This window comes from Streptomyces sp. NPDC002092 (genome assembly GCF_053593775.1).
The window spans coordinates 218,298-244,125 of record NZ_JBSFDG010000011.1; the positions used below are offsets into that span (position 1 = coordinate 218,298).

Consider the following 25,828-nt stretch of genomic DNA (forward strand, 5'->3'; position numbering starts at 1 on the left):
CGGACGTTCGCACCGTTCGGCAGAGCGCCGTTCGGCAGAGCGCCGTTCGTCGTGCCCGCTTCTCCTCGCCCTGCCCGCTTGTCCTCGCCAAGAGGGGACAGGCCTGCGTCACCCGTGCCCTCACCCACCCGTGCCCTCGGCACCCGCATGCCCAGAACAAAGGAACCCTCGCCATGAACAGCTCCTCCAGACAGCGCCGTCTGACCGCCGCGGCCGTGACCGCGCTCGCCGTGGCCGTCTCCGCCACCGCCTGCTCCTCCGGCTCGGGCAGCACCGACACCAAGGGCGCCGGCGGTGGCACGTACACGATCTGGGACCCGTACCCGCAGTTCGACAAGACCTCGGACTGGGCGAAGCTGCTGGATCAGTGCGGCACCAAGGCCGGAGTGAAGGTCAAGCGGACCGCGTTCGACACCAGCGACCTGGGCAACAAGACGCTGCTGGCGGCGCAGCAGGGCAACTCGCCGGACGTCCTGATCGTCGACAACCCGGTGGTGTCCACGCTCGCGGAGGCGGGCGTGCTCACCACCACCGACGACAACAAGCTGGACACCTCGAAGGTCGACCCCAACCTGCTCGCGGCCGGCCAGTCGGGCGGCAAGACGTACGGCACGCCGATCGGCGCCAACACCCTGGCCCTCTACTACAACAAGGCAGTGTTGAAGAAGGCCGGCGTTGACGTCGCCTCGGTCAAGGACTGGACGTCGCTGACGGCGGCGCTGGCGAAGGTCAAGCAGGCCGGCAAGAAGGGCATCACCTTCTCCGCGATCGGCACCGAGGAGGGCAGCTTCCAGTTCCTGCCCTGGTTCTGGGGCTCGGGCGCCAAGCTCACCGAACTCGACTCCTCCCAGGCCGTGTCCGCGCTCTCCCTCTGGAAGGAGTGGCTGAAGCAGGGCTACGCCCCCAACTCGGTGCTCAACAACACCCAGACCACCAGCTGGCAGGAGTTCGCCGGCGGCGACTACGCGTTCAGCGAGAACGGCACCTGGCAGCTCGCCAACGCCAAGAAGGCCGGCTTCGACTACGGCGTCCTGCCCATCCCCGCGGCCACGGGCGGCAACGCGTCGGCCCCCACCGGAGGCGAGTTCGTGACCGTCCCGGTGCAGAAGGACACCGGCCGCTATGCCACTTCCCAGAAGCTGGTGACCTGCCTGACCAGCGGCGACAACCTCTACAACACCGACACCACGCTGTCCTACGTGGCCCCCACCAGCGAGGTCCAGGACAAGCAGGTGACCGCGAACGCCGAGCTGAAGGCGTGGGTCGACGCCGTCAAGGCCGCCAAGGGCCGTACCAGTGACGACCTGGGCACCAAGTACCCCAAGATCTCCGAGCAGATGTGGAAGGCCGTCCAGTCCGCCCTCAGCGGCTCCAAGTCGCCCAAGGACGCACTGAGTTCGGCGCAGGCCGCGGCCAAGTGACATGAGTCCGATGAACCAGATGAAGCAGACGAACCGCCCGCCGGACCACCGGCCCGCGGACGACCGGAACGGGGCGGCCGGCGCCGCCCCGCCCCCGGCCCGCACCAGGAAGCGCCGCCGACCGACTTCCCCACAGTGGGCCGCCTGGGGATTCCTCGCCCCGGTGACCCTCTACCTCGCCCTCTTCTACGCCTATCCGCTCTACCGCAACATCGACCTGAGCCTGCGCAACTACACCGTCCGCTCCTTCGTCCAGGGCGACGCACCCTTCACCGGCCTCGCCAACTACCGCACCGTCCTCGACAACCCGACCTTCGCCCCGGCCCTGCTGCACACCGCGCTCTTCACCGCCGTGTGTCTGGTCTTCCAGTACGTCATCGGGCTCGCCCTCGCGGTCTTCTTCAACCAGAACTTCCGGCTCTCCGCGACCCTGCGCGCCCTGTTCCTCGTACCGTGGCTGCTGCCGCTGATCGTGTCGGCGTCCACCTGGTCGTGGATGCTCAACACCGACTCCGGCGTCGTCAACGCCGTCCTGCACGCCGTCGGTGTCGGACCGGTCAACTGGCTGACCTCACCGTCCTGGTCACTGACCTCGGTGATCATCGCGAACATCTGGATCGGCGTCCCGTTCAACCTGGTCGTGCTCTACAGCGGTCTGCAGTCCATCCCGGCCGGCCTGTACGAGGCCGCCGCGCTCGACGGGGCGGGAGCCTGGCGGCGCTTCTGGAGCATCACCTTCCCACTGCTGCGCCCGGTGTCCGCGATCACCCTGCTGCTGGGCCTGGTCTACACGCTCAAGGTCTTCGACATCATCTGGATCATGACCAAGGGCGGCCCGGCCGACTCCTCCACCACCTTCGCCACCTGGTCCTACCAACTCGGCTTCGGCAACCTCCTGCCGGCCTTCGGCCCGGGAGCGGCCGTCGGCAACCTGCTCGTGGTCGCCGCGCTCGTCTTCGGCCTGGCTTACGTCCGGGTGCAGAGAAAGCAGGCCCTGTCATGAGCCGCATCCGCAGACGTACGTGGGTGAAGACCACGATCGGCGTCGTACTGACCGCGATCATGCTCTTCCCGGTCTACTGGATGCTCAACGTGTCCCTCACCCGCGACCAGGACATGCGCAAGAGCCCACCGGACCTGCTGCCGCTGCACGGCACCCTGGCCGGCTACCGCACCGTCCTCGACGAGCAGTTGCCCTACCTCGGCACCAGCCTCGTCATCGGCCTCGGCACCGTCCTGCTGACCGTGCTCCTGTCCGCCCCCGCGGGCTACGCCCTCGCCAAACTGCGCCCGCGCGGCGGCGGCATCCTCAGCTTCGTGCTGCTGGCCGCGCAGATGATCCCCGGCATCATCATGGCGATGGGCTTCTACGCCATCTACCTGCAACTCGGGCTGCTGCAGTCCGTTCCCGGCCTGATCGTCGCCGACTCCACCCTGGCCGTGCCGTTCGCGGTGCTGATCTTCACGGCGTTCATGTCCGGCATCCCCGGCGAACTGCTGCAGGCCGCGCAGATGGACGGGGCGATGGCGCTGCGGACCTTCTGGTCCGTGGTGCTGCCGATGAGCCGCAACGCCGTCGTCACGGTCTCCCTGTTCGCGTTCCTGTGGTCCTGGTCCGACTTCGTCTTCGCCAGCACCCTGGTCAACGGCGGCGCCCACGAGCCGATCACCCTCGGCATCTACCACTACATCGGCAACAACAACCAGCAGTGGAACGCCATCATGGCCACCGCCGTGGTGGCCTCGCTGCCGGCCGCGGTGATTCTTGTTCTCGCTCAGCGGTACGTCGCGGCCGGTGTGACCGCCGGTGCGGTGAAGGACTGAGCCGCCTGGTGCCGCGATGGGCCCCGGACCTGCTTTGAGCCCCCGTTGTTGCCTCCCTGCTCCAGAAACGAGTCACGCCATCATGACCGCCGCCCGATCCGGCCCGGCCTTCTCCGTCCATGACATCCCGTTCAGTACCTGCGGATCCTGGTTCGACATCTCGCCCGTGATCGCGGAGAAGGCGTACGCCGAGGATCTCCACCTCGTCTCGCACCAGAACGGTATGCACGGTGTCCTGCGCCTGGTCCCCCTGAACCCGATGAAGGGCGATCGCGCCGCGACCCGTGTCGAGGCGACTGCGGGCCTGCTCAGCTGGGTGGGTGAGAGCGGGCGTGTCGACCTCGCCTACGAGTCGCCGGACACCGTACGGCTGCGGGGGAGCGGCCTGGGCATCGGGGTGTTCGCCGCCGCGCAGGCCCTGACCCCGTTCAGCGGGACGTACTTCTTTCACGACCCGGCGGCGGCCGCGCACGTCTTCACGTCGTACGAGACCGGACGCCGCTACCGCGTGACCGTGCTGGCAGGCACCCTCGCGGAAGCGGCCGGAGCACAGGCCCTGGGCAGTGCCGACCGCGGGCTCACCATCGCCGAGGACGCAGCCGGCGGTTGGGAGATCGCGGTCGAGGAGCTGGACACCGCCCGCCCGCCGTACGCGTCCTCGGCTGCCTTCGACGAGATCGTGGAGAGCGCACAGGGCACGTTCGCGGCCTTCGTCGACGCCGTGGCCCCGTGGCGTTCGTCCGCCACACCCGCCGCCGAACTCGCGGCCTACGTGGTCTGGTCGGCGACCGTACGGCCCACGGGTCTGGTCACCCGGCCCGCCGTGCTGATGTCCAAGCACTGGATGGACAAGGTGTGGAGCTGGGACCACTGCTTCAACGCCCTTGCCCTGGCGCCCGGTTCGCCGGATCTGGCGCTGGATCAGTTCCACCTGCCCTTCGACCACCAGGACACCGCAGGCGCCCTGCCCGACTCGGTCACCCACTCCGAGGTCCTTTACAACTTCGTCAAGCCCCCCATCCACGGCTGGGCCTTCGGCCACCTGCGCCGCCGTCTGCCGACACCTCCCGACCGGGCTCAACTGGCCCAGGCGTACGACCGGTTGGAGCGCTGGACGAACTTCTGGCTCACCGCCCGACGAGCCCCGGGGGCCGAACTGGCCCACTACCAGCACGGCAACGACAGCGGCTGGGACAATGCCACAACCTTCGACCCGGAGCGGGTGGTCGTCACCGCCGACCTGGCCGCCTTCCTCGTTCTCCAGTTGCACGAACTCGCCGATCTGGCTGAGGAGTTGGGAGAGGCGGACGCGGCGCTCCGATGGACGGCCGCGGCCGAGGAGACCCAGACGGCGCTGCTCGACCAGCTGTGGACCGGTGAACGGTTCGTCGCCCGGGGAGTCGCCGACGGGGACACCCGGAGCAGCGCAAGCCTCCTCGACCTGATGCCCGTCGTGCTGGGCGAGCACCTGCCCGGTGAGATCAGCAGCGCGCTGGCCGACCACATCAAGGCCCACCTCACTCCGTACGGCCTGGCCACCGAACTGACCACCTCCCCGCACTACCTCGCCGACGGCTACTGGCGCGGCCCGATCTGGGCCCCCGCCACCGTGCTGGTCGAGGACGGCCTGCGCCGCGCCGGTCACCACCGGCTGGCCGACGACGTCAGCGCCCGCTTCCGCGCCCTGTGCGAGACCCACGGCTTCGCCGAGAACTTCGACGCCCTCACCGGAACGGGCCTGCGTGACCGCGCCTACACCTGGACCGCCAGCAGCTACCTCCTGCTGGCCGGAGCACATGCACAACGGGGCAGCCGCTGACCTGCCGCCTTCCGCGAGCTCCGGGGACGGTTCAGTCCCCGGTCCTTCCCCCCCACCCTGTTAGGAGTCGCACTATGAAGTCGCTCTCCGCACCGTCCGGACGCCCACCGCGTACCAGACGCCGAGCCATCTCGTCCGCGGCCGTTCTCCTGGCCACCCTGGCCGCGACCCTGATGCCCGCCGCTGCGTCACAGGCCGCCGACACCACCGTCGCCGTCGACTTCTCCGTCGCCGGGGGCGCCCCCACATACCATGCCTCGGGCACCCTCTACGGGATGACCGAGGACGGTTCGCTGCCCCAGGACCACTTCTACAAGGACATCAAGTGGAAGTTGGAACGGGCCGGCGGTGCTCAGCTGGACAGCCCGGGAGGCTGGGTCGCCGGCAAGTACGACCGCCGGTGGAACTCCACCCTGGCCCAGTACAAGCGCACCAAGGCGCTCGGCGGCACCTTCGTCATCCTGCCGCACGACCTCTGGGGTGCCGACGGCACCACCAAACCCACCTTCCCCGGTGACAACGGCGACTGGTCCAGCTTCGACGCCTTCTACAACCGTCTTCTCGGCGACGTGAAGGCCGCGGGCATGACCGACATCGAATGGGACATCTGGAACGAGCCCGACTGTCCCGGGTTCTGGGGTTCCGGCATGCCCCAGTACCTGGAGATGTGGAAGCGCGCCTACCAGAAGATCCGGGCCGCCATACCCGGCGCAGTCGTCGTCGGCGCGAGCACCTGCGGCCACCCCACGGTGGACAACGGCTGGTGGACCACGTACCTCGACTACGTGAAGGCGAACAACGTCGCGCCGGACATCTACAGCTGGCACGACCTCCCCGGAGACCCGGTCGCCCACAGCAACTCCCTCAAGTCCCTGCTGTCGGCGCGGTCGTTGACGACGAGCCGCCCCTTCCAGATCAACGAGTACGGCGCCGGCAACGAGCAGAACCCCGGCCGCGGCGGCTGGTACATCTCCCGTCTGGAGCGCGCCGGAGCGGACGGACTGCGCGCCAACTGGGCGTGGGGTGCCAACCTGCACGACTTCGAGGCGAACCTGCTCACCAAGAACAGCGCCGGCCAGTACCTGCCGCTGGGCGAGTGGTTCCTGTACCGGTACTACGGCTCCCAGACCGGAAACATCGTGAACCTCACGCCCGGTACGAACACCGACGGGCTGGCGACGAAGGACAACTCCGCGCGGAACGCGAAGATCCTGCTGGGCAGCAACGGCAACACGGGCAATGTCACCGTCGGCCTCAACCGTCTCGACACCACCTCGGTCGTGGAGAACGGCCGGGTCCGCGCGATAGTCCAGCGCATACCGAACAACGGCGGCGGCGCGGTGACGGGGCCGGTGACGGTCTCCGACCAGACCCTGACCGTGAGCGGGAACTCGGCCTCCGTGAGCGTGCCGTGGACGGACGCCGCGGACGGCTACACGGTCACGCTGCTGCCGCCGTCGAACACGACCGTCTCCACCGTCGCGGTGGCCGAGCACAGTGGTCAGTGCCTGGACGACACCAACCTCAGCACCGCCGACGGCACGCAGTACCAGCAGTACTACTGCGAGGGCGGCTACCAGCAGATGCTCGACTTGAAGCCGGTGGCCGGACGGGCGAACACCTACACCATCGTGAACGAGCACAGTGGTAAGTGCCTGGACGTCTCGGGGGCTTCCACGGCCGACGGGGCCGCCGTCATCCAGTGGACATGCAGCGGCAGCACGAACCAGATGTTCACCCTGAACCCGGTCACCGCGCTCGGCAACAGCAAGGACTACCAGCTGGTCGCGGTGCACAGCGGCAAGTGCGTCGACGTCAGCGGGGTCTCGACCACGCCCGGCGCGCTGATCCACCAGTGGACCTGCGACCCGGCGAGCACGCTGAACAACAAGAGGAACCAGATCTGGCGGCTCCTCGGCAAGAGCTGACGGCGCTTCACAGAGGTGTGGCCGTCCGGTGCCGTCGCCGGACGGCCACCCGTGCTGCGCACTGCAGACGGGCTTCGAGGTTGGGTGCACCCAGCACCCGTAGAACGCCCCAATGCTCCGAATGCCTGGACTCACCAACGGCTCGCGGGGCCGCTGCCACACAAAGCGACCACTCCATGCACAGGGTTGATCTCGCCACTTCCGTGCTCCCTCCCGACGTTCGAGGAAAGGGCGAAGATGACCCGTCCGACCGTGTGCCCGCGGGCGGCTCGCCCCCGCCGTGTGCTGGCGCCAGTCGCCGTGGTCCTGTACCTGGTGGCCGCCCTCCTGGTCGGCAGTGCGACACCGGCCGCCGCACTGACCAAGCCGGTCATCAACGGGCCCGTGTTCAACGACCCGCTGGGTACACCGGACCAGCAGAAGGCGATCTTCACCCAGCTCGTCCGGCTGATCGACGCGACGCCCGCCGGTGCGACGATCCGCGGTTCGATGTACGAGTTCCAGGACCAGGAGGTCGCCGAGGCGCTGCTCGCTGCCGACCAGCGCGGCGTCAACGTCAAGCTCATCGTCGACGAGTCGACCTATGAGGGCACCGCAGGCGTCGAGTACGACAACCCGGTCTACCGGGCCCTCAAGGTTGGCCTCGGAAACAATGACGCCGCGCGCTCCTGGATCGTCGTCTGCGACGACAAATTCGAGGACGACGACGGCGTGGACGACGTCGTGCGCGGCTGCCTGAGCGTCGCTCCGCCCGCACCGGCCTACAACCACAACAAGTACTTCATCTTCTCCAGGATCGGGCCCTTCGACGACGGCACCAGCTACTCGAAGGTCGTCTTCCAGACCTCCTCGAACCTCTCCGACTGGTACAAGGTCGAGTCCTTCAACGACGCCGTGACCTTCGTGAACCCCACCGTCTACGACGCCTACGCGTCCTACCACGAGAAGCAGCGCTCCACGCGCTACCTCAAAGGCGGCAACAACCACGTGTACTTCTCCACCCCGACCGGCTCGACCTACCGGGCCTTCTTCTTCCCGCGCGGCGACGCCTCGTACAACAACCCGGCCACCGACACCATCGTCAACGCCCTGAACGAGGTCAGCTGCGCCTACACCGGTACGGACGGGAAACGGCACCAGACCGACATCCGCATCGTGGTGCACGCCTTCTACGGCTCGCGCATCCAGGTCGCCGACAAGCTGGCCCAACTGCGCGGCGCGGGCTGCTGGATCGACATCCTCTACGCCGAGACCGACTCCAAGATCACCAACAAGCTGACCGCCGCCGGCATCCAGCACCGCAGGTGCCGCATCCCCAACGGCCCGGGAATCGACGTCCGTCCGCACAACAAGGAGATCCTGATCGACGGCGACTACGGCGGCGACATCACCCCGCGTGTCTACACGGGCAGTGCCAATCTGGCCGGGTCGTCGCTGCGGTCGGCCGACGAGGCGATCGTGCGGATCGTCAGTGCGTCGTACCACGCGAAGTATCTGAGCACGTTCTACAAGATCCGGTCAGCCTGCGGGGGTTGACGGGCCCGGCTGCTGCTTTCTCGGCGGTCATCCGCCGCCGTCGAGGTCCGTACGCTGCCGGAGCACCCGTAGCTCGTGGCCGACGAGCTGCATCTCGTACAGCTTCCCGCGTGCGTTCTCGAACGGGCGGTGAAGGACCATCATCAGCCGGTCGTCGAAGGTGCGGAACAGCATGCCGTGACCGCTGTCGTCCCGGACCAGCGGCCGGTGCTGCCGCCAGGGCCCGGTGATCTCACCGGACTCGGAGACGGCGTAGGTCTGCACATAGCCGCCGCCGACGGTGCCGTCCTTGCCGACCAGGTTCTTCTCGTACGTCGACCAGAGCATGAGCAGCGACCCGTCGGGGGTGCGGTGCAGTTGGGGGCCGTCCGTGACGTAGGGCGGGAGCTGGCTCGGGACGCCGCCGGGGATCTGCTCGCCGAGCCAGAACGCGTCCGAGCCCTTGAACAGGAAGACCGGATCCCCGACGGTCCCCGACAGGTCCGGGGTCAGCCGGACCGCCTCCATGGTCCCGTCGATGGTCTGCAGCCACTCGTGTGCGTACACCATCCAGGGCTGACCGGACGGGTCGACGTGGAGGGTGCCGTCGAGAGTCATCAGGTTCTCGGGCGGGGTGGGCCGGGCGGGCTCGACGGCGGTGAAGGGACCCAGCAGCGAGTCGGACACGGCGGTGATCGTGCCGCGCATGTAGTTGCGGAGCTGGAACGGTGTGCCCCACTGGTTGGCGGGCGGCACCGGGAGCGGCCTGTCCTCGTTGTGGAGGGTGGTGAACAGGTAGTACCTGCCGCCCAGTTCGTGGACCTCGGGTGCCCATCCGCCGTCGGTCGCCCAGATTCCGCTCTGCTCGCCGGCCCGGAAGACGACCACGGGACGCGTCCAGTCGCGCAGGTCGTGGCTGCGGTAGACCATCGTGCCGGTGCCGTTCACACCCGATACGGACGGCTCGTTGGAGGTGTAGAGGTAGTACGTGCGGGTCGCCTGGTCGGCGACGATGAAGGGGTCGTGCAACGGCATGTCGGGAAGCCGCATCAGCTCGGTCTCGGCCACCGTCGAAGATTACGTTCCGACGGATGCCTACTTTCCGGCGATCTCCCCGAACCGGTCGAGCAGCGCGTCCAGGCCCGCGGCCAGGCCCTCCGGTCCGCCCGGCTCGGTGAGGGCGGGGGCCGCCTCGCGGAGCCCGGGCAGTTCCTGGGGCGGCATGCGGTGCAGGCCGAGACGGAACGCCGGGTCCTGCTCGTCGGGGTTGTCCACCATCGGCCGCAGCTCCACGGACACATAGCCCAGCAGCCAGGCCGTGAAGGCCCGGAAGACGGCTGCCGTACCGGCGTCGTCGAGCCCGGCCTCCCTGAGCAGCGCGAGCACCCTCTCGTGGTCCTTGAGCACGGCAAGCGGCCGCCGCGCGAGCGGGACGGCGAGCATGCGGGTGGTGAGCAGCGGGACCGCCTGGGGGTGGGCGAGGCAGACCTCGTAGGTGGCGCGGGCGACGCGGTGGAGTTCGGCGCGCCACGACGGCGCCTCGGCGGCGACCCGCGCCTCGGCGGTCAGGCGTTCCTCGAGTTCGAGGTACAGGGCTTCGACCAGGCCGTCGAGGAGGGCGTCCTTGCTGGAGGCGTACCGGTAGAGGGCCATGGCCTCCACACCGAGTTCGGCGCCTAGGCGGCGCATGCTCAGCGCGGAGAGGCCTTCGCGGTCGACCAGCGCCAGGGCGCTGGCCAGCACCCGTTCGCGGCTCAGCTGGCCGTAGCGGCCGCGGTCGCTGGCGCGGCGTGCTTGGCCGACCCCGGAGTCACGTGCCATGCGCCTGCCTCCTCACCCTGGGACCAGGCTGGTCGCCGCAGTCCGAATACAGCGTAAACATGCATACGCCGACAGGTGGGATTACATTTCGTGACTGTCTCGGCAGGGAGGAGGGCCGTATGGGCCTCACAGCGGAGCTTCGCGGGTTCCTGCCGATGTATCCCGCCGGTCTACTGACCCGCCCGGCCGACCTCGTGACCGCTCGTCGGCTGGCGGGTTCCCTCCGCGCGGACGGCCTCCCCTACGGCGGCCCGCGCGGTCCGCGGCGGACAGTATCCGATCTCCTGGTTTTCCGCCTCGACAGCGGTGCTGCGCCGCCCCTGGTGGTCAAGCACCCCCGCAGCCCCCGCGCCATGGTGGCGCTCATGCGGGAGTGCGAGGTCGTACGACGCCTGGAACGCGACGAGCGCCTCGGGCCCTGGCATCGGTTTGTGCCCCGGGTGGAGCATCGGCGGCTGCACGGATCGTTGCCCCTGGTGGCGCAGCGGTGTCTGCCGGGCGTCGAAGGCGACGCCTTACTGCAGCGTTTCCCGCACCTCACGCCCGAGGTGGCGATGTCGGCCCTGCGCACGATCCGCGGATTGCACCTGGCCACCGGGAGAACGGAGGAGGTGACGGCTCGCCTGGGCGGCTGGATCGATCCCCGGCTGGCCGTCCTCGCCCAGGAGGTGCGCTGGTGTGGCCGCACCGATGGCGCGGATGCCATGTCAGTGCTGAGGGACCGTCTGCTGCGCACTCTGTCCGGCAGCAGCCTGCTCGTCGGATGGACGCATGGCGACTTCCATCCGGGAAACGTGCTGCTGGCGCGGAAGCACGCCGCAGTGCTCGGAGTGATCGACTGGGCGGGCGCCGTCCCTTACGGGCCATCTGCCGTCGACTGCTACACCTTCGTGCTGACCATGCGGCACCAGCACGAAGGCAGCCAGTTCGGCCGGGTCGTGGCCGATGCGGTGCGCCATGCGTCCCTGCGGCCCGAGGATCGACGGCTGCTCGCCGAGGCAGGGGAAGCTGCGACGGACAGCCGGGGCGAGACCGCACTCACCCTCCTCACCTGGCTGTGGCATGTGGCGGGCAATGTGGCGAAATCGGCCAGGTACGGGCGAAGCCACCGCTGGGTCGCCGAGAACGTCGTTCCCGTGCTCAGCGAGGTGGCCGCACAGGGAAGCCCCTGAACGAGTTGCCGGGGACCGGGACGCCTGAGATGCCCCGTACCACCCACCCCGCCTAGCATCGGTGTGTGGGGGCACGAGGGTCTTCGCTCCGGGGTGTCGTCCTCGTGGGGTTCGAACCGTGGTGGGAGAAGGCCTTGTACACACCTGCTGCCCCCCTGATCGCACCGGCAGGTCCCATGTATGTCACCGCACCTGCGCCGGGTGAAGTCCGCTGTCTCGCGCGTGGCCCGGTCCTCCAGCCCGGCGCGCGGTGCGGCTCGCAGACGAGCATGCGCGTGGCGCGACATCCGCGGGGCCGAGGGTTCGAGGCGCGCCTGTCCCGACCCAGGATCCCTCGTTGCGACCGGTCGGCCGTGCTCTGCAGCGGTCAGCAGGAGCGGTGCGGTGCCCGCTGCCATGGGCCGGATACCCTCTGGCCCTGTTCAAGGCGGGCGGCGTTGCCTTCCCGTCGGCTGTGGGGCGCCCCCGGCGTCGTGGTCGATTCTCAACTTGCGGCAGTGTGAGCGGTCCGCGACGAGAGGAGTGGTCCCTATTTCTCACGACGATACGGACACCCACCGACAGGGGATACCCGATCTCTGCGCCGACGTGGCGGAACTGCACGGGGGCCTGCTTGAGGCCGCAGCCCGTGGCGACCCCCTCGACGCATATCTCTTCGCGGCCGGCCTTGTCCAGGTCTGCGAGGATCGGCTCAACGGCACTCGCTGGCTGCTCACCCGGGCCGCACGGCAGTTCGACGGGGGGTGTGCCCGGACCATGCTGCGCCTCACGCTGAACGGCACGGTGACCGCCGCCGGGCTGAGGCCTGCCATACGTCGGCTCCGATCCTGGTTGTCGGTGGCGCAACAGCTGACGGATGCCCTGGCAGACGTCGTGACGACCCAGCCGCCGGGCGGCGACTCGGGCCGAAGCGCGTTCACCGGTCGGGTCCGCGAACTGCTGGAGCGTCTCGGCACCGAGGTGCCAGCGCCCGCCGCCGCGCTGCTCCAGGGCAGTGTCCTGCGGCCCCCGTCCTGCTTCCGCAGCTTCGACCAGCATCCCCGTGACGTTCTCGAACTTGTCGCACGCTTCACCCACCGGTACCCCGACCGCAGCCGTCCGCTTCTTGTGATCGGACTGCGTACGTCGGGCAGTTACCTTGGGCCGCTGACGGGTGCCGCCCTCCGGGCCGAGGGGTATGCGCGCGTCGGAGTCTGCACGACGAGACCGGCGGGCGCGTCTTCACGGGCGGACACCGCAAGAGTGCGGTCCGCCATGCGTGAGGGTGCCCTGGCTCTGCTGGTCGACGATCCGCCGAGTACCGGCGGGAGTCTCGCCGCGGTGGCATGGGATTTGCTGCGAGCCGGCTTTGCCGCCGATCGGATCGTCATGCTCCTTGCCGTCTTCCAGGACTGGCGGCCGGTTCCTGGAGCCGTCGGCGGCCATCCCGGCGTCGTGCTGCCGCCGGACGAGTGGTACATCCGTGAGCGGATGGGCAAGGAGGGGCTGCGACGTGCTCTGGCGGCCCTGCTGCCGGACCACCACTTGCTCGACCTCTCGGCAGCCACGCCGGGACTGCCCTCCCGCTGGTCCCACCTGGAGGTGCCGCTCACCGCCCTGGCGCGCACCGATGGCGTGGACAAGGAACTGCACCTGGTGGCGCAGGGCGCCGGGATGGGTTACTTCGGCCGCCATACGCTGGCGGCCGCCGAGGCACTCGACGGACTGGTGCCCCGGGTGTACGGCTTTCACGACGGAGTGCTGCTGGTCGAACGGCAGCCCGCCGAGCCGGATCGATCGCCGAACCTCACGCCGACGGAACTGATCCCGCCGACGGACGTCGTTCGCTATGTCGTCGGACGCCGTGAACGTCTGCCGCTGAACACGGATCGCACTCCCTTGCTGACGGGCTGCCATCCGGTCTGGGAGGTCGGCGCCCGATTGTTCGCCGACAGGTGCGGACGGTTGGCGGCCCCGCTGCGCCCGCTGCTGATCGACCCTCTGCTGCGTGACCTGCTGCGCACCTCATCCGCCTCCCTGGTGGACGGGCACATGGCGTTCGGGCACTGGGGGCCCGGTCCCGAGGGATGGACCAAGGTCGACTTCCAAGCGGGGTACTTCAGCCACTTGGACCTTGCCGACTACGACGCTGCCTACGACCTGGCGGGTGCGGCACAGGCTCTGCCCGACCATGCGGATCAGTTGCTTGCCGACTACGAGCGGCTGACGGGTACCCGGGTGCCTGCCGCGCGATGGTGTGTGTACCAGGTCGTGCTCGGCTGGAACGCCGAGCGCCTCGCCTGTTCGGCCAGCGGGGCCGGCATGGACGAGACCGCCGCCCGGCGGGCGCTGTCCCGAGCTGTCCAGCAGTATCTCGCCGGTTTGTACCTCGGTGATCTCAAGGACGGCATGCCGGGGGAGGCGACGGTGCCGCGCTCGGAGGCATGGTGCGCGCTCGACGTGGACGGCGTCCTGGAGTCGGATCTGTTCGGTGTCGCCGCGCCCTCGCCGGCCGGCATGCTGGCCCTGCGCGGGCTGCGTGCACACGGGTACCGGGTGCTTCTCGCCACCGGGCGGCCCGTACCGGAGGTCCGCGACCGCTGCCGTGCGTATGGGCTGCCCGGTGGCGTCGCCGAGTACGGTGCCGTGGCGTACGAGACGGAGCGCGACCGTTCCACCCAGCTGGTGACCGGGCACCACCGCGCCGCGCTGGCCGGCTTGCTCTCCGGGCTGCCGTCCGTGACGGTCGACCCCCAGTACCGCTGGTGCCTGCGGGCCTACCGGGGACGCGGCACGGAGCGTACGGCACTCGACACCCGGACCGTACGCGAAGTGATCAGCCGCCCGGAGGCCGGCGGTTTCGCCGCCGTACAGGGCGAGGCGCAGACTGACTTCGTGCCGACGGGCGTCGACAAGGCCACAGGGCTGACGGCCCTGCTGGAACTGCTCCGTGCGCCGCCCGGAACCCGCCCGGTTCTGGCCGTGGCCGACAGCGCCACAGACATTCCGCTGCTGCAGCGAGCCCGGTACGGCTTTGCACCGGGCCACGCCGCTCCCGCGGTACGGGCGGCGGGACTCCCGGTTCTGCGCCGGCCGTACCAGGCCGGCCTGGCCGATGCGGTGGGCCGACTGCTCGGGCACTCACCGGGTTGCTGTCCCCTCTGCAGAGCGCCTGCCCTGTCGCCCGCCGATTCGGCCCTGACGGCCCTCCTGGCCCTGTCCGAGGCCGGCCGGGCCGGCCTGCCTCTCCGCCTCGCCCGACTCGCGAGAGCCCGCGTGGCCGTGGCCGGCCCCCGCCCCCCAGGAACAGACGGCCCGACTTTTGCGTCACCGGATCCAGAGGCTGCCGGAGGCAGCCGTCAGAGGCGGTCGCGATGAGAACCACCGGTGTCGCCCGCCTGTTGCGCGGAGTGGACACAGGAGCCGGGCGGATCCGGTCCCTGGAGATCTGGTCACTGGAAACGGTTGTGCGCAACGGGCACATGCTGACCTTGAGTTCGTTGCTCACCTCGGCCCTCGGAGCTGTCTACTGGGCAGTGGCCGCACATTCCTACACCACCGAGAACCTCGGGCGGAACTACTCCGCGGTAGCGGCGATGATGTTGCTGGCCGGCGTGGGCCAGCTCAACATGACCAATGTGATGATCAGGTTCACCCCTGGGGCGGGTCATCGCAGCCGCCGCCTGGTCGCCGCCGCCTATCTGGCCGCGTGCTCGACCACCGCTGTCCTCGCCGTGGGGTTCGTGCTTCTGATCCCGAGTGTGTCGCCGGGCCTGATGTTCCTCCGCCACCCGCTCATTGCGGGCGGTTTCGTGCTGGCGACCGTCGGCTATGCGGTCTTCGTGCTGCAGGACGGGGTGCTGACGGGCCTGCGCAGGCCTGGCTGGGTGGTGCTGGAGAATCTCGTCTTCGCCTTGGTGAAGATAGGTCTCGTGGTGGTGCTGGCCTTCCTCGCGGCGACCGGCATCCTCTGGTCCTGGGCCCTTTCGGTCGTTGTCGCCATCGCGCTCACCAACACCTTGCTGTTCAGCCGGTTCCTGCCCCGGCGGGCCGACGCCATGCCCGACGACCGCGTGGACACCAGCCGACCCACCCGCAGCTACGTCATTGCGGACTACCTGGCGGCCTTGTGCTGGCTGGGCGCCACCGTGTCTCTGCCGATCATCGTCCTCGATCGTCTCGGCGCCCGCCAGGCCGCCTATTTCTCGCTCGCCTGGCTCGTCGCCTTCTCGCTCTTCCTGCTGAACACGAACATGGGCGCCTCGCTCATCGTCGAGGCGGCCAACGACTCGTCCCGGCTCGTCGCGCACTGCCGGTTGGTCCTTCGCCACACGGCGGCACTGCTGATGTGCGGTATCGCGGTCCTGTGCACTGCAGCGCCGATCATCCTCCGCGTCTTCGGGCCGGACTACGCTCGCTATGGAGCCAACCTGCTCCGGCTCGCCGCCCTGTCCGCCCTCCCGAACATCGTGGTGGTCGCAGCCGTCAGCATGTGCCGGGTCCGACGAAGGCTGCGCCTGCTGGTCGGCATCCTGGCGGGGGTGTGCACGCTGGCCACCGTGCTGTCATACGCCCTGCTGCCGGTCATGGGCATCACAGGAGTGGGCGCAGCCTGGCTCCTTTCACAGGCCGCCGCGGCGGCCGTGTTGTGGTGGCGCAGGTCGAACTGGTTGCCGGGGCCGTGATGCATCCTCTACCAGACGTCGACGGGCTCGGCCTCGGCGGTGTGGTTGAGAGGCTTCAAGCGGTAGGCGTCCAGCAGCGTGCGCAGCAGTCCGAACAGATTGTTCGGCTGCGCATTGTCGCCCTGCTGGACGTGTGCACCGACGAGAATCGTGGGGATGCGATTGGCCCCCGCGTCAGAACTCTCGTCCCAGGTCACCACCAACAGGCTGTTGTGCCTGGCCGCCCAGCGGGCGTAGCCGCCGAGGTGGTCCCGCAGCCAGGTGTCTGCCGTATGCACACTGCCGTCGTGCATGTCGTGTGCCACGTCCGGAACGACGAACGAGACATTCGGCAGATGCGTGTAGTCGCGGGGAAAGCGGGTCCAGGGGCGGTTGACGGAGGCGGGAAGGTTGGTGAAATCCGCCCAGGGGTTGTGCCGACGCACGTACGCCCCGCTGGTACAGCCGGTGAAGCCGACCCGAGGCATGCTCTCCGCGTAACCGGCGAAGGTCAGCCCCGCCTGCAGAAGATGGGAACCGAGATTGTGATCCGTGCTGGTGACGGGACAGTCGTCCCCCGTGACTCCCTGCGCTGAGCCTGAAAACAGCGCGAGGTAATTGGGCTGACTGGGATGGGTGATGGCGTAGAACTCGGTGAGAGAGGCGCCCCGCCGGGCCAGTTCGTTGAGGTAGGGAGCTTGCGGGTTGCCGATGATGTCGTCGTACGAGTGGTTCTCCTCAACCACCACCACGATGTGGTCCGGGCGAGGGATGGCGTGGTGCGGCGGGTTCGGCGCATCGCAGCCCGCCAGTGACAGGAGGCTCGCCATCACCATGGCCCCGGCAACCAGCTTCGTCCTGGTCACTGCGCTCCCTCACTGCTGGACTGGGCCCGCTCGGCTGTCCCTTCGCACCGCAAGCGTGAACTGCCGTACATGGCGAACGGAAGTAACGTAATTATCGTCCATGTCATCTCATTTCAGCCTAAAAAGGGTGCAATCGTGGAGGCGTCTCCATGGGCAAGGGCACCATGCCGGTGGGCAACCGCGGAACGTCCCTGACCAGCGCCGCGGTGCGATGGCCGGTCACGGCCGGGACCGACCGGCGCCGTCTGCAGCGCGCCACCGCACGCCAGTGGGCGGCAAGGACGGCTCTGCCCACCGCGCTCGGTCTCTGGCTGCTGTCCCTGCGCCATGTGAACCTGCGCGGGATGCACGACTACGGTCTGCTGCAGGTGCTGCCCGCGCTCTACTGGGTCGCCCTGAGCCTGCTCACCCTCGGGTTCTGTCTGTCCGTCATTGACCGGCGCACCAGAAGCGGCTGGTTCGCCGGCTACGTCCTGGGGCTGATCGCGGTCCTCCATGCGACACCCACACTGCTCTACCCGACACTGCGCTACGGCTGGGCGTGGAAGCACGTCGCGATCATCGACGCGGTGATCCGCAACGGCGGGACCGTACCCCACGCGGACAAGCTCTCCCTCTACAACCAGTGGCCGGGCTTCTTCCAGCTCAACGCGTTGTTCCTGAAAGCCACCGGCCTCCACTCGGCACTCGCCTACGCGGCCTGGACGCCTCCTGTCTTCAACGCCCTGCTGCTCGCCCCCCTGCTGTTGCTGTACCGGACGGTCACACATGACCGTCGACTGGTCTGGGGAGCCGCGTGGATCTTCTACGCGTGCTCCTGGGTGGGGCAGGACTACTTCGCGCCCCAGGCGTTTGCGTTTCTGCTGTTCGTGACGTTGATCGCGCTGGTCATGGGGCAACTGCCCGCGCCGCACCGTCCGGACGTCCCTCCCGCCCGCCGGCCCGTCGCCAGGCTTGTACTGGTGCTGTTGATCGCAGCTGTCATCGTCACCTCGCACCCCCTGACACCGCTGATGCTGATCAGCGCGCTCGTGGCGCTGTCGATCCCACGCCGCAACCGACGTGTGGTCCTGCCTGTCCTGGCCGGTGCGGTGCTGTTGACGTTGGTCTGGGACGCCACCGTCGCGCGCCCCTACATCTCGGCCAATCTGAACAATTTCGTCCAGTCGCTGGTACAGCCCAACACCAACGTCGTCTCGGGGCTGGCCGCACTGGGCACCGCGGCGCCGGGACAGGTCGTGGTGTCCTGGGTCGACCGTGCCCTGTCCGCCGCCGTCTTCCTGCTGGCGGCCATGGCCTTCGTACGTCGTCGCTGGGTCCGTCGCACCGGCCTCCCGCTGCTCGTCCTGTCTCCACTGCCGCTCCTGGTCGCGAACGCCTACGGCGGTGAGATGATCCTCCGCTGCTATCTGTTCGCACTCCCGGCAGCCGCCTTCCTCGTCGCCGCCCTGCTCTTCCAATGGGGCAGACGGCCGCGTCTCCACGTCCTCGTGTCGTATCCGGTGCTCATGGCCACGCTCGGCGGGCTGGTCTTCGGCTACTACGGCAAGGAGGCGGCTGACTACTTCACCAAGGACGAGGTCGCCGCCGCCCATTTCGTCACGGCCACGGCACCACCCGAGTCCCTGATCGTCTCCGTCACCTCGGCAGTGCCCGGGCTCTTCATGCACTACGACGAGCATCCGCGGGTGGAACTGGACGAGCAGGACGTCCACGCCCGGCGAGAGCTGGTCAGAGATCCGTTGTCGGGCCTTGAGCCCTTCATCCAAGGGGCCACGACACGCCAGCCGGTCTACATCATCCTGAGCCGCGCGCAGACCGCCGAGATGTACCTCAACGGGACCCTGCCCGCTGACACGACGCAGCGGATGGACGCCGCGATGGCTCGGGCACCCGGGTTCGTGCCCGTCTACCGCAACAGGGACGCGGTCGTCTACCAGTACGGGAATCCGGTAGGGGGAGCGGGATCATGAGCCTGCTGCGCTGGGGGCTTGCGTCATCCGGCTGGGTGGCCCTGGCAGCGGTTGTCCTTCTGCCGGAGGCCGCCGTCCTGCGCGTGATCCTCGCGACGGCTTTCCTCCTGCTCTGCCCGGGACTGACGGCCCTGCGGTGGAGCCCGCCGGCTTCGGCGCGTGCCACGGATCCGGCGATCTTCCTGGAGACGGCTGTCCTGGCTCCCGTGGTCAGCATGTCGCTGTCGGTTCTCGTCGCGGAGGTCCTGTTCCTGAGCGGCGTATTCACCATCACCCGAGCGCTGCTCGCACTCGCCGTCCTGACGTCCCTGCTGGCGCTGCTGCCTCGTCCTCGTGGCATCCGCGGCCCGGCACGCCGGGCAGTTCCGGACGATGGCCCGCAGACGTCAGCCGCCGACCGGACCGAGCCTTCCGCGCCGGAAGGAGGCGCCAGGCCGGTCATGGGCGCCTTCGCTGCCGCCCGCCGCACCGCCCGCCGGTTCGCCGCCGCGGTGGTGGCCGGGATCCGGAGGTGACTGTGCGGTGCCATCGGGTCTTGCGGGCGCTGGCTGCAGGCGCGCTGCTGCTCGCGGTGGCTTGCCGCAGTGGTGCCGGTGACGGCGGTGGGGGTGGAGGCGGCGGCGACAGCGGTGGCCACACGACGACTTCACAGTCGAAGCCACCGGGGCACTGGCGCCTCGTTTTCCAGGACGACTTCCAGGGCTCGAAACTCGACACCGACCGCTGGACCACCTGCTACGACTGGAATGTGAACGGGTGCACCAACGGCGGCAACCATGAAAAGGAGTGGTACCTCCCCGGCCAGGTCTCAGTAGGGGGAGGAGCGCTCACCCTCAGCGCCGACCGCCGCGCCACTCAAGGCAGTGACGGCCGGAACTACCCATGGGTCTCGGGAATGATCTCCACCGGCCGTGACAGCTGGGACGCCCGTCCTCGTCGGACCTTCACCTACGGGTATTTCGAGGCGGCCGTCAAGATTCCCCCGCAGGCCGGAATGTTCCCGGCCTTCTGGATGATGCCCGCGTCCCGGTATGTCCCCCCGGAACTGGACATCATGGAGTTCTTCGGGACCACGCAGCGGGTCTTGATGAACGTGCACTGGCGAGGGATGAGCGGTTTCGTGGAGCAAGCGGAGAAGAAGTACGGTCCGATCGACTTCCCCGCCGGCTACCACGTCTTCTCGCTGCTCTGGAAGCCCGGCGAACTGACTTGGTTCGTGGATGGTGTCCAGCAGTTCCGCCTGACCGGGGCGGACCGGGTTCCGGACGTTCCCATGGAGCTCCTGCTCAATCTGGCTGTCGGCGTTCCGCAGGCCCCGCCGCCTTCCGTGAAATCGGCCCGGATGAAGGTCGACTGGGTGCGCGTCTGGCAGCGGTGACGGACCGGCGCCGCGACGTCAGCATCTCCTTACTTTCTCTTGACGATGGGGGCAAACCGGACGAAAGTGTGGGTATACGTCGTAAGCGTATGGCGTATGTGTTCGGAGGCGCCTGACCATGTACAGCGACTCGACCACCAACAGGGGGAACGGCGGGGGGAAGGGTGCCACTGTGAGCCTGGTCGTGCCGGCGCGCAACGAGGCCCGGAACATCCCCTGGGTCTTCGAGCAGATCCCGGAAAGCGTGGACGAGGTCATCCTCGTCGACGGGGACTCCGTCGACGCGACGGTGCCCATGGCCCGGCACTGTCTGCCGAGCGTGCGCTTCGTCCGGCAGAACGGCCCCGGCAAGGGAAACGCCCTGCGTACCGGCTTCCTCGCGGCAACCGGTGACTATGTGGTGATGATGGATGCCGACGGCAGCATGTCGCCGGCGGAGATCCCGCACTTTCTGCACTTCCTCGAACACGGCTACGACTTCGTCAAGGGTTCACGGTTCGTCGCGGGCGGCGGCTCGCTGGACATCACCCGCTTCAGGCGGATGGGAAACCATGTACTCCTGGCCGCAGTCAACCGGCTCTACCACGCCTCCCTGACCGATCTCTGCTACGGGTTCTGCGCCTTCCGGCGCAGCTTCCTTGAGCTGTTGGATCTGCACGCCTCCGGCTTCGAGATCGAGGCCGAGATGATCGTGCACGCCCTGCGCTCGGGGCTGCGCATCGCAGAGGTTCCCAGCCTCGAACTGCCTCGGCGCAGCGGCTCCTCCAACCTGCATGCCATATCGGACGGGCGTCGGGTACTGCACACTCTGCTCTCGGAGCGACCGGGCGCACACTCCGCCACCGCAGGCCTGCGGAGCGCCTCATGACGTCCGTCGCCGTGCGCCCCGCCCCCGCTCTCGCCCCGGTCCGCGTGGTCGATGTCGACCTGGCTCGCCCGGGAGAGTTCCGGCTCCCGGCCGGTCCGCTGCTGGCCGACCCGCAGGGGCGGATGCGAGCCCTCGTGCGACTGCACGGTCAGCCGCTCGGCATGGTCAGTGCAGCGGAGCCCTCCGGGGCCGATGGCCTGTGGCGGGCGGTCGCTCATGCCGCCGAGCGGCAACTGGCCGCTCAGATAGCCGGGCACCGTGCCGCGGACCGGGCCGCAGCCCCGGACGGAGGCACCGACGGTTGGCCCTGTCGGGCCGGACAGGGCCGCTCTATGGAGCGGCCGCCCGCGATCAGCGTGATCGTGGCCACCCACGACCGGCCGAAGCAATTGCGCCGCTGCTTGCAGTCCCTGCTGCGGCAGGACTACCCCGAGTTCGAGATCGTCGTGGTCGACAACGCCCCGGCCGACGATTCGGCAGAGGCCCTGGCCCACGGAGAGTTCCGGGAACAGGTGCATTACGTCAGCGAACCTGTTGCAGGCCTTGCCCGTGCCCACAACCGGGGGCTGGCGCGCGCCTGCGGATCCCTCGTGGCCTTCACCGACGACGACACCCTCGTCGACCCGGGATGGCTGTCTGCCCTGGCCACGACGTTCGAGCGTGACGCACGGATCGGCTGTGTCACTGGACTGATCGTCCCCGCCGAACTGCGGACCCCGGCGCAGATCGCGCTTGAGCGACAGGGCGGCTTCGCCAAGGGATACGAGCCTCGTGTCTGGTCGCTGGCCGATCCGCCGCCGGACCCGCTGTTCCCCTTCACCGCAGGACACTTCGGCTCAGGCGCCAACATGGCCTTTCGTACCGACGTACTCCGCTCCATGGGTGGTTTCGACCCCGCGACCGGAGCCGGGACCCCTGCCCGCGGCGGTGATGATCTGCTCGCCTTCTTCGAGGTCCTGACCGCCGGTCACGCCCTCGCCTACCAGCCGGATGCCATCGTCTGGCACCGGCACCATCGAACTCAGGCTGCGGTGGACGCGCAGGTATTCGGATACGGTGCCGGGTTCGCCGCCTACCTCACAGGCGCCGTGACGCGCGATCCGCGCAGGCTTCCTGCACTATTGCGCCGGATTCCAGGCGGCATCCGTCACGCAGTGACGAGAACGCGTGAACGGAGCGCCGATCCCGAGGCCGCCTGGTCGGGGCGACTGGCTCTGCTCGAAGCACGCGGGATGGCATACGGCCCCTGCGGATATCTCCGCGGGCGTCTTGCACGCGGCCACGCCCGACTCTGACCACACCACGACCGGACTGTGAAATGAGAGGGTGGGCACCGTGCCGACGGCAGCGAAGACCGCCCGCGCGGGCCGGCGCTCCGTTCCCGCAGTGCTGCGCGTCGGCTCCGGCGGCTCCGGCTCGCTCCGCAACCCGGGGATCACCATGAACGACACAATGTCCGCCGCTCACTCCGGCCCGACCCTTTCGGTGGTCGTCTGTGCCTACACCATGGACCGGTGGGACGACTTGCGGGTCGCCATCGCTTCGGTCCTGGCCCAGAACCGGCCCCCGGACGAGGTCGTGCTGGTTGTCGACCACTGCCGGCCCCTGTACGAAAGGGCATTGGAGGCGATGCCGGCGGTAAGGGTGGTGCCCAGCCGTGGGCCCCGTGGACTGTCCGGGGCACGCAACACCGGCGTAGCGGTCTCGCACGGCGATGTGGTCGCCTTCCTCGACGACGACGCGGCCGCAGAACCGGACTGGGCCGCCCGTCTGCTGGCGCACTACGCCAACCCCAGGGTGGCGGGTGTCGGGGGACTGGTCAGACCGCGCTGGTCCACCCGGCGTCCGGTGTGGTTCCCCCCGGAGTTCGACTGGGTGGTGGGTTGCTCCTACCGGGGACTGCCCGAGCACACCGCTGCGGTACGCAACTTCATCGGAGCCAACATGTCCTTCCGCAGAACGGAGTTGCTCGCGGTCGGCGGCTTCCTCGTGACCCTCGGGCGGGTGGGTGCCCGGCCGACGGCGGGGTGCGAGGAGACGGAGCTGTGCCTGCGCATCGCGTCCCACCGCCCGGACGCCATCCTGGTCTACGAGCCGGCCGCGGAGGTGCGCCACCGGGTCCCCGAAGCCCGTACCCGCTGGTCCTACTTCCGGTCCCGTTGCTACGGCGAGGGGCTGAGCAAGGCGTTGGTGGCACGGTACGACGGCAGCGGGCCCGCCCTGGCCAGCGAACGCGTCTATCTGCGGTCCACCATTCCGCGGGCGCTGGCCCGGAGTCTGAGCCGGACCGGCCGCCCCGGTTCTCTGCGCACCCTGGGGGCGCTGGTCGCAGGAGTGTGCGTCACCGGCACCGGTTATCTCATCGGACGGCTCCGGGCACCAGGGCCCGGGCGCTTCACCTGGCGTCCGCCGGTGGCGGTTCGGGCACTGTGGGACGGGCCATGAACGCCATACCCGTCTTCCTCTACCACGCGGTGTCCTACGACCCGCCCGCGTGGCTTGCACCGTACACGGTGAGTCCGCGCGCGTTCGTGGAACACCTGGACATGATCGCTGACAGCGGCCTGCGCCTGGTCCCGCTGCGTCACTTGGTCACGGCGCTGCTCGGCGGCCCCGAACTGCCGCCCCGGTGCGCCGTGCTGACCTTCGACGACGGTTACGCGGACTTCGCCTCAACGGTGGCTCCGCTGCTCCTCGCAAGGGGACTTCCTGCCACCTTGTACGTCACGACCGATGCCCTGACGACCCCCGGAACACCGTCACGTCGCGGACCCTTTCCGTCCGTCGCGATGCTGAGTTGGGCTCAAGTCCGGGAGCTGGACGCGGCAGGCATCGAGATCGGCGGACACAGCAGGACCCATGCACAGCTGGACACCCTGCCGCGCAAGGCGGTGAGGGAGGAAGTCGGCGGATGCAAGCAGGAGCTCGAGGACGCTCTCGGTCATTCCCTCACCTCTTTCGCGTACCCGCACGGCTATTCGAGCTCCCGGGTTCGCGCGATGGTGCGGGAGGCCGGCTGGACTTCGGCCGCCGCCATCCGCGCTTCGGCTTTCACCTCGTTGCGCGACGACCCGCTGTGGTTCGCCCGGCTCATGGTGCGGGCCGACACCGGGCGGGAACGCTTCACGCTGTGGACCCGCGGGGAAGGCGCCCCCGTTGCGCCGTTCGCCGAGGGAGCGCGGACTCGTGGTTGGCGTGCGTACCGCCGGACGAGGGAATGGGTCGGGCGACCGTACAGGGCCCTGCCGGCGTGACAGGGCCCTTCCCGCCCGAGCCGGGTCAGTGCTGCCAGACCCTCACGTAGTCGACCATCATGTCGGCGGGGACCTGGGTGGGCCCGCCATATGCCGAGCTGACGGCGTTGTTGAGGATCAGGTACATCGGAGCCGAGGTGATCCCTGACGTGATCTGACCGACCTGCTTGCCGTCGTAGTAGTACGTGACCGACGCCTGTTTCCATTCGGCGCCGTAGGTGTGCCATCCGGTGTAGCTGCCGGGAGCGCAGCCGCCTGGGCCACCGGCTGAGGAATGGAAGTGGTAACAGGCAGAGCCGCTCAGGCCCTCCATGACATCCATCTCGCCGTCGGCCGGCCAATTCTGGCCGTCCGTCCAGAAGGCGGGCCAGTTGGCGATCTGTGTGCCGGACGCGGGCGTGTAGATGCGGGCTTCGAAAGCGCCGTAGGTGAACTGGGCCTTTCCGTTGCTCTCGACCAGGCCGGAAACATAGGGATACGTCTTGCCGTTGACGGTTGTCGACTGCTGAATGGCTTTGAGGTGGAGATATCCCCCGCTGACGCTCACCTGTGACGGAGAGTAGGCGGCCTCTTCGCTTGAGTTCACCGGTGGCGTTACGCATCCGGAGCACCCGAGCCAGTTCGGATTCCACTTGGAGCCGTCAAGTGCGGTGCCGTCGAATTCGTCGCTGAAGACATTGCGCCATGTTCCGGGAATGCCGAGCGGTGCTGCGACGGTCGGCGAAGGCGCCGAGGACGGCCCGCTTGCCGTCGGTGTGGGCGTGGCAGTCGGCGTAGACGTGGAGCCGACCGTGGGTGTGGGTGTGGGTGTGGGTGTGGGTGTGGGTGTGGGTGTGGGTGTGGGTGTGGGTGTTGGCGGGGGCGCGGGCGTGGAGGTGGTGCCCGAGGTGAAGGAATTCACCGGAGAAAGGTCGTGCCAGCTGTCGTGCAGCTTGTACGAGAGGAAATATGTATATGTGCCCGCGGGCAACGTGCGACTGCCCGAGGTGTAGACGGTGGGCCAAGTCTTGAGCGTGGTCGCGGCGGCTCCGGGAAAGTCATAGAGGTTGCCGTCTGCAGACCGTGCTGTGACAGCCAACGCCTGGACCTTGATCGTTTTGGTGGCGTGAACCTTAGCGGCGGCCTTGAACTGTCCGTCCGCTGTCGCCGACATGGACAGGGAATCGACGACGACGTCTGTGGTCGAGGCATTCGCCGGGCCGGCTTGGGTGAGTGCGCCCCCTGCGAGGGCGGCGGTGGCGAGCGTGAGGGCGCCCACCTTCATCCGTACGGCGAAGGGGCGACGATGTCGCGGAATTCCAGCTTTTTGTTCCATTGGCATGTACGGCGTGACCTTTCACCCCCAC

The 25,828-nt window shown here is 68.7% G+C and carries 20 protein-coding genes; 16 read left to right on the plus strand and 4 right to left on the minus strand.

Annotation, left to right across the window (positions count from 1 at the left end; translation table 11 throughout):
• Positions 1–173 precede the first annotated feature (173 nt).
• From ACWCRD_RS26035 to ACWCRD_RS26060, 6 genes are all read left to right on the plus strand, one after another.
• Complete coding sequence (locus ACWCRD_RS26035) at positions 174–1,421, plus strand: sugar ABC transporter substrate-binding protein (protein WP_450968175.1); 1,248 nt, start codon at positions 174–176, stop codon at positions 1,419–1,421.
• 19 nt (positions 1,422–1,440) lie between these two features.
• Entirely contained in the window at positions 1,441–2,424 is a 984-nt protein-coding gene (locus ACWCRD_RS26040; RefSeq protein ID WP_450968176.1) for a carbohydrate ABC transporter permease, read from the plus strand.
• Positions 2,421–3,245: a carbohydrate ABC transporter permease gene (locus ACWCRD_RS26045; protein WP_115910555.1), complete on the plus strand. Its 825-nt coding sequence runs from the start codon at positions 2,421–2,423 to the stop codon at positions 3,243–3,245. Before ACWCRD_RS26040 ends, ACWCRD_RS26045 begins: the two co-directional genes overlap by 4 nt.
• An 82-nt stretch (positions 3,246–3,327) precedes the next feature.
• A complete protein-coding gene (locus tag ACWCRD_RS26050) occupies positions 3,328–5,064 on the plus strand; it encodes an amylo-alpha-1,6-glucosidase (RefSeq protein ID WP_450968177.1) in 1,737 nt (578 codons plus the stop codon).
• Positions 5,065–5,138: 74 nt separating this feature from the next.
• Positions 5,139–6,992 (plus strand): RICIN domain-containing protein, encoded by a 1,854-nt coding sequence (locus ACWCRD_RS26055; RefSeq protein ID WP_450968178.1) that lies wholly within the window; start codon positions 5,139–5,141, stop codon positions 6,990–6,992.
• A gap of 237 nt (positions 6,993–7,229) precedes the next feature.
• Positions 7,230–8,528 carry a phospholipase D-like domain-containing protein gene (locus tag ACWCRD_RS26060; RefSeq protein ID WP_450968179.1) on the plus strand — a complete coding sequence of 433 codons (1,299 nt, stop codon included), beginning with the start codon at positions 7,230–7,232 and terminating at the stop codon, positions 8,526–8,528.
• Positions 8,529–8,555: 27 nt separating this feature from the next.
• Here the strand turns inward: ACWCRD_RS26060 and ACWCRD_RS26065 are convergent, their stop codons facing one another.
• Positions 8,556–9,557, minus strand: coding sequence for a glycoside hydrolase family 43 protein (locus ACWCRD_RS26065; RefSeq protein WP_450968311.1), 1,002 nt, complete (start codon positions 9,555–9,557; stop codon positions 8,556–8,558).
• Between the two features lie 45 nt (positions 9,558–9,602).
• Positions 9,603–10,328 carry a TetR/AcrR family transcriptional regulator gene (locus ACWCRD_RS26070; protein WP_450968180.1) on the minus strand — a complete coding sequence of 242 codons (726 nt, stop codon included), beginning with the start codon at positions 10,326–10,328 and terminating at the stop codon, positions 9,603–9,605.
• A gap of 119 nt (positions 10,329–10,447) precedes the next feature.
• Here ACWCRD_RS26070 and ACWCRD_RS26075 point away from each other — a divergent pair, with 119 nt between their 5' ends.
• From ACWCRD_RS26075 to ACWCRD_RS26085, 3 genes are all read left to right on the plus strand, one after another.
• Entirely contained in the window at positions 10,448–11,500 is a 1,053-nt protein-coding gene (locus tag ACWCRD_RS26075; RefSeq protein ID WP_450968181.1) for a phosphotransferase family protein, read from the plus strand.
• 588 nt (positions 11,501–12,088) lie between these two features.
• Positions 12,089–14,857: an HAD family hydrolase gene (locus ACWCRD_RS26080; protein ID WP_450968182.1), complete on the plus strand. Its 2,769-nt coding sequence runs from the start codon at positions 12,089–12,091 to the stop codon at positions 14,855–14,857.
• Entirely contained in the window at positions 14,854–16,164 is a 1,311-nt protein-coding gene (locus ACWCRD_RS26085) for a lipopolysaccharide biosynthesis protein (protein ID WP_450968183.1), read from the plus strand. The genes ACWCRD_RS26080 and ACWCRD_RS26085 overlap by 4 nt, the downstream gene beginning before the upstream one ends.
• Before the next feature lie 8 nt (positions 16,165–16,172).
• On the opposite strand, the gene ACWCRD_RS26090 is transcribed toward ACWCRD_RS26085, so the two are convergent.
• Positions 16,173–17,009, minus strand: a complete 837-nt coding sequence (locus tag ACWCRD_RS26090; RefSeq protein WP_450968184.1) for an alkaline phosphatase family protein — start codon at positions 17,007–17,009, stop codon at positions 16,173–16,175.
• A 149-nt stretch (positions 17,010–17,158) separates the two neighbouring features.
• Here ACWCRD_RS26090 and ACWCRD_RS26095 point away from each other — a divergent pair, with 149 nt between their 5' ends.
• From ACWCRD_RS26095 to ACWCRD_RS26125, 7 genes are all read left to right on the plus strand, one after another.
• Positions 17,159–18,982, plus strand: coding sequence for a glycosyltransferase (locus ACWCRD_RS26095; RefSeq protein WP_450968185.1), 1,824 nt, complete (start codon positions 17,159–17,161; stop codon positions 18,980–18,982).
• On the plus strand, positions 18,979–19,497 hold the full coding sequence (locus tag ACWCRD_RS26100; RefSeq protein WP_450968186.1) for a hypothetical protein: 519 nt from the start codon (positions 18,979–18,981) through the stop codon (positions 19,495–19,497). The genes ACWCRD_RS26095 and ACWCRD_RS26100 overlap by 4 nt, the downstream gene beginning before the upstream one ends.
• A gap of 20 nt (positions 19,498–19,517) precedes the next feature.
• Positions 19,518–20,360 carry a glycoside hydrolase family 16 protein gene (locus ACWCRD_RS26105; protein WP_450968187.1) on the plus strand — a complete coding sequence of 281 codons (843 nt, stop codon included), beginning with the start codon at positions 19,518–19,520 and terminating at the stop codon, positions 20,358–20,360.
• 172 nt (positions 20,361–20,532) lie between these two features.
• A complete protein-coding gene (locus tag ACWCRD_RS26110) occupies positions 20,533–21,228 on the plus strand; it encodes a glycosyltransferase family 2 protein (protein WP_450968188.1) in 696 nt (231 codons plus the stop codon).
• The gene (locus ACWCRD_RS26115) at positions 21,225–22,523 is read left to right on the plus strand and encodes a glycosyltransferase family 2 protein (protein ID WP_450968189.1); all 1,299 of its coding nucleotides are present in this window, start codon (positions 21,225–21,227) and stop codon (positions 22,521–22,523) included. Before ACWCRD_RS26110 ends, ACWCRD_RS26115 begins: the two co-directional genes overlap by 4 nt.
• Before the next feature lie 40 nt (positions 22,524–22,563).
• Positions 22,564–23,673: a glycosyltransferase family 2 protein gene (locus ACWCRD_RS26120; protein WP_450968190.1), complete on the plus strand. Its 1,110-nt coding sequence runs from the start codon at positions 22,564–22,566 to the stop codon at positions 23,671–23,673.
• Positions 23,670–24,482 carry a polysaccharide deacetylase family protein gene (locus ACWCRD_RS26125; RefSeq protein ID WP_450968191.1) on the plus strand — a complete coding sequence of 271 codons (813 nt, stop codon included), beginning with the start codon at positions 23,670–23,672 and terminating at the stop codon, positions 24,480–24,482. The genes ACWCRD_RS26120 and ACWCRD_RS26125 overlap by 4 nt, the downstream gene beginning before the upstream one ends.
• A 25-nt stretch (positions 24,483–24,507) precedes the next feature.
• On the opposite strand, the gene ACWCRD_RS26130 is transcribed toward ACWCRD_RS26125, so the two are convergent.
• Positions 24,508–25,803: a glycoside hydrolase family 16 protein gene (locus tag ACWCRD_RS26130; RefSeq protein WP_450968192.1), complete on the minus strand. Its 1,296-nt coding sequence runs from the start codon at positions 25,801–25,803 to the stop codon at positions 24,508–24,510.
• Positions 25,804–25,828: the final 25 nt, after the last annotated feature.

Coding starts and splice junctions, on each gene's coding strand:
- ACWCRD_RS26035 (WP_450968175.1), top strand. CDS start 174: ATGAACAGCTCCTCCAGACAGCGCCGTCTGACCGCCGCGGCCGTGACC.
- ACWCRD_RS26040 (WP_450968176.1), top strand. CDS start 1,441: ATGAAGCAGACGAACCGCCCGCCGGACCACCGGCCCGCGGACGACCGG.
- ACWCRD_RS26045 (WP_115910555.1), top strand. CDS start 2,421: ATGAGCCGCATCCGCAGACGTACGTGGGTGAAGACCACGATCGGCGTC.
- ACWCRD_RS26050 (WP_450968177.1), top strand. CDS start 3,328: ATGACCGCCGCCCGATCCGGCCCGGCCTTCTCCGTCCATGACATCCCG.
- ACWCRD_RS26055 (WP_450968178.1), top strand. CDS start 5,139: ATGAAGTCGCTCTCCGCACCGTCCGGACGCCCACCGCGTACCAGACGC.
- ACWCRD_RS26060 (WP_450968179.1), top strand. CDS start 7,230: ATGACCCGTCCGACCGTGTGCCCGCGGGCGGCTCGCCCCCGCCGTGTG.
- ACWCRD_RS26065 (WP_450968311.1), bottom strand. CDS start 9,557: ATGCGGCTTCCCGACATGCCGTTGCACGACCCCTTCATCGTCGCCGAC.
- ACWCRD_RS26070 (WP_450968180.1), bottom strand. CDS start 10,328: ATGGCACGTGACTCCGGGGTCGGCCAAGCACGCCGCGCCAGCGACCGC.
- ACWCRD_RS26075 (WP_450968181.1), top strand. CDS start 10,448: ATGGGCCTCACAGCGGAGCTTCGCGGGTTCCTGCCGATGTATCCCGCC.
- ACWCRD_RS26085 (WP_450968183.1), top strand. CDS start 14,854: ATGAGAACCACCGGTGTCGCCCGCCTGTTGCGCGGAGTGGACACAGGA.
- ACWCRD_RS26095 (WP_450968185.1), top strand. CDS start 17,159: ATGGGCAAGGGCACCATGCCGGTGGGCAACCGCGGAACGTCCCTGACC.
- ACWCRD_RS26100 (WP_450968186.1), top strand. CDS start 18,979: ATGAGCCTGCTGCGCTGGGGGCTTGCGTCATCCGGCTGGGTGGCCCTG.
- ACWCRD_RS26115 (WP_450968189.1), top strand. CDS start 21,225: ATGACGTCCGTCGCCGTGCGCCCCGCCCCCGCTCTCGCCCCGGTCCGC.
- ACWCRD_RS26125 (WP_450968191.1), top strand. CDS start 23,670: ATGAACGCCATACCCGTCTTCCTCTACCACGCGGTGTCCTACGACCCG.
- ACWCRD_RS26130 (WP_450968192.1), bottom strand. CDS start 25,803: ATGCCAATGGAACAAAAAGCTGGAATTCCGCGACATCGTCGCCCCTTC.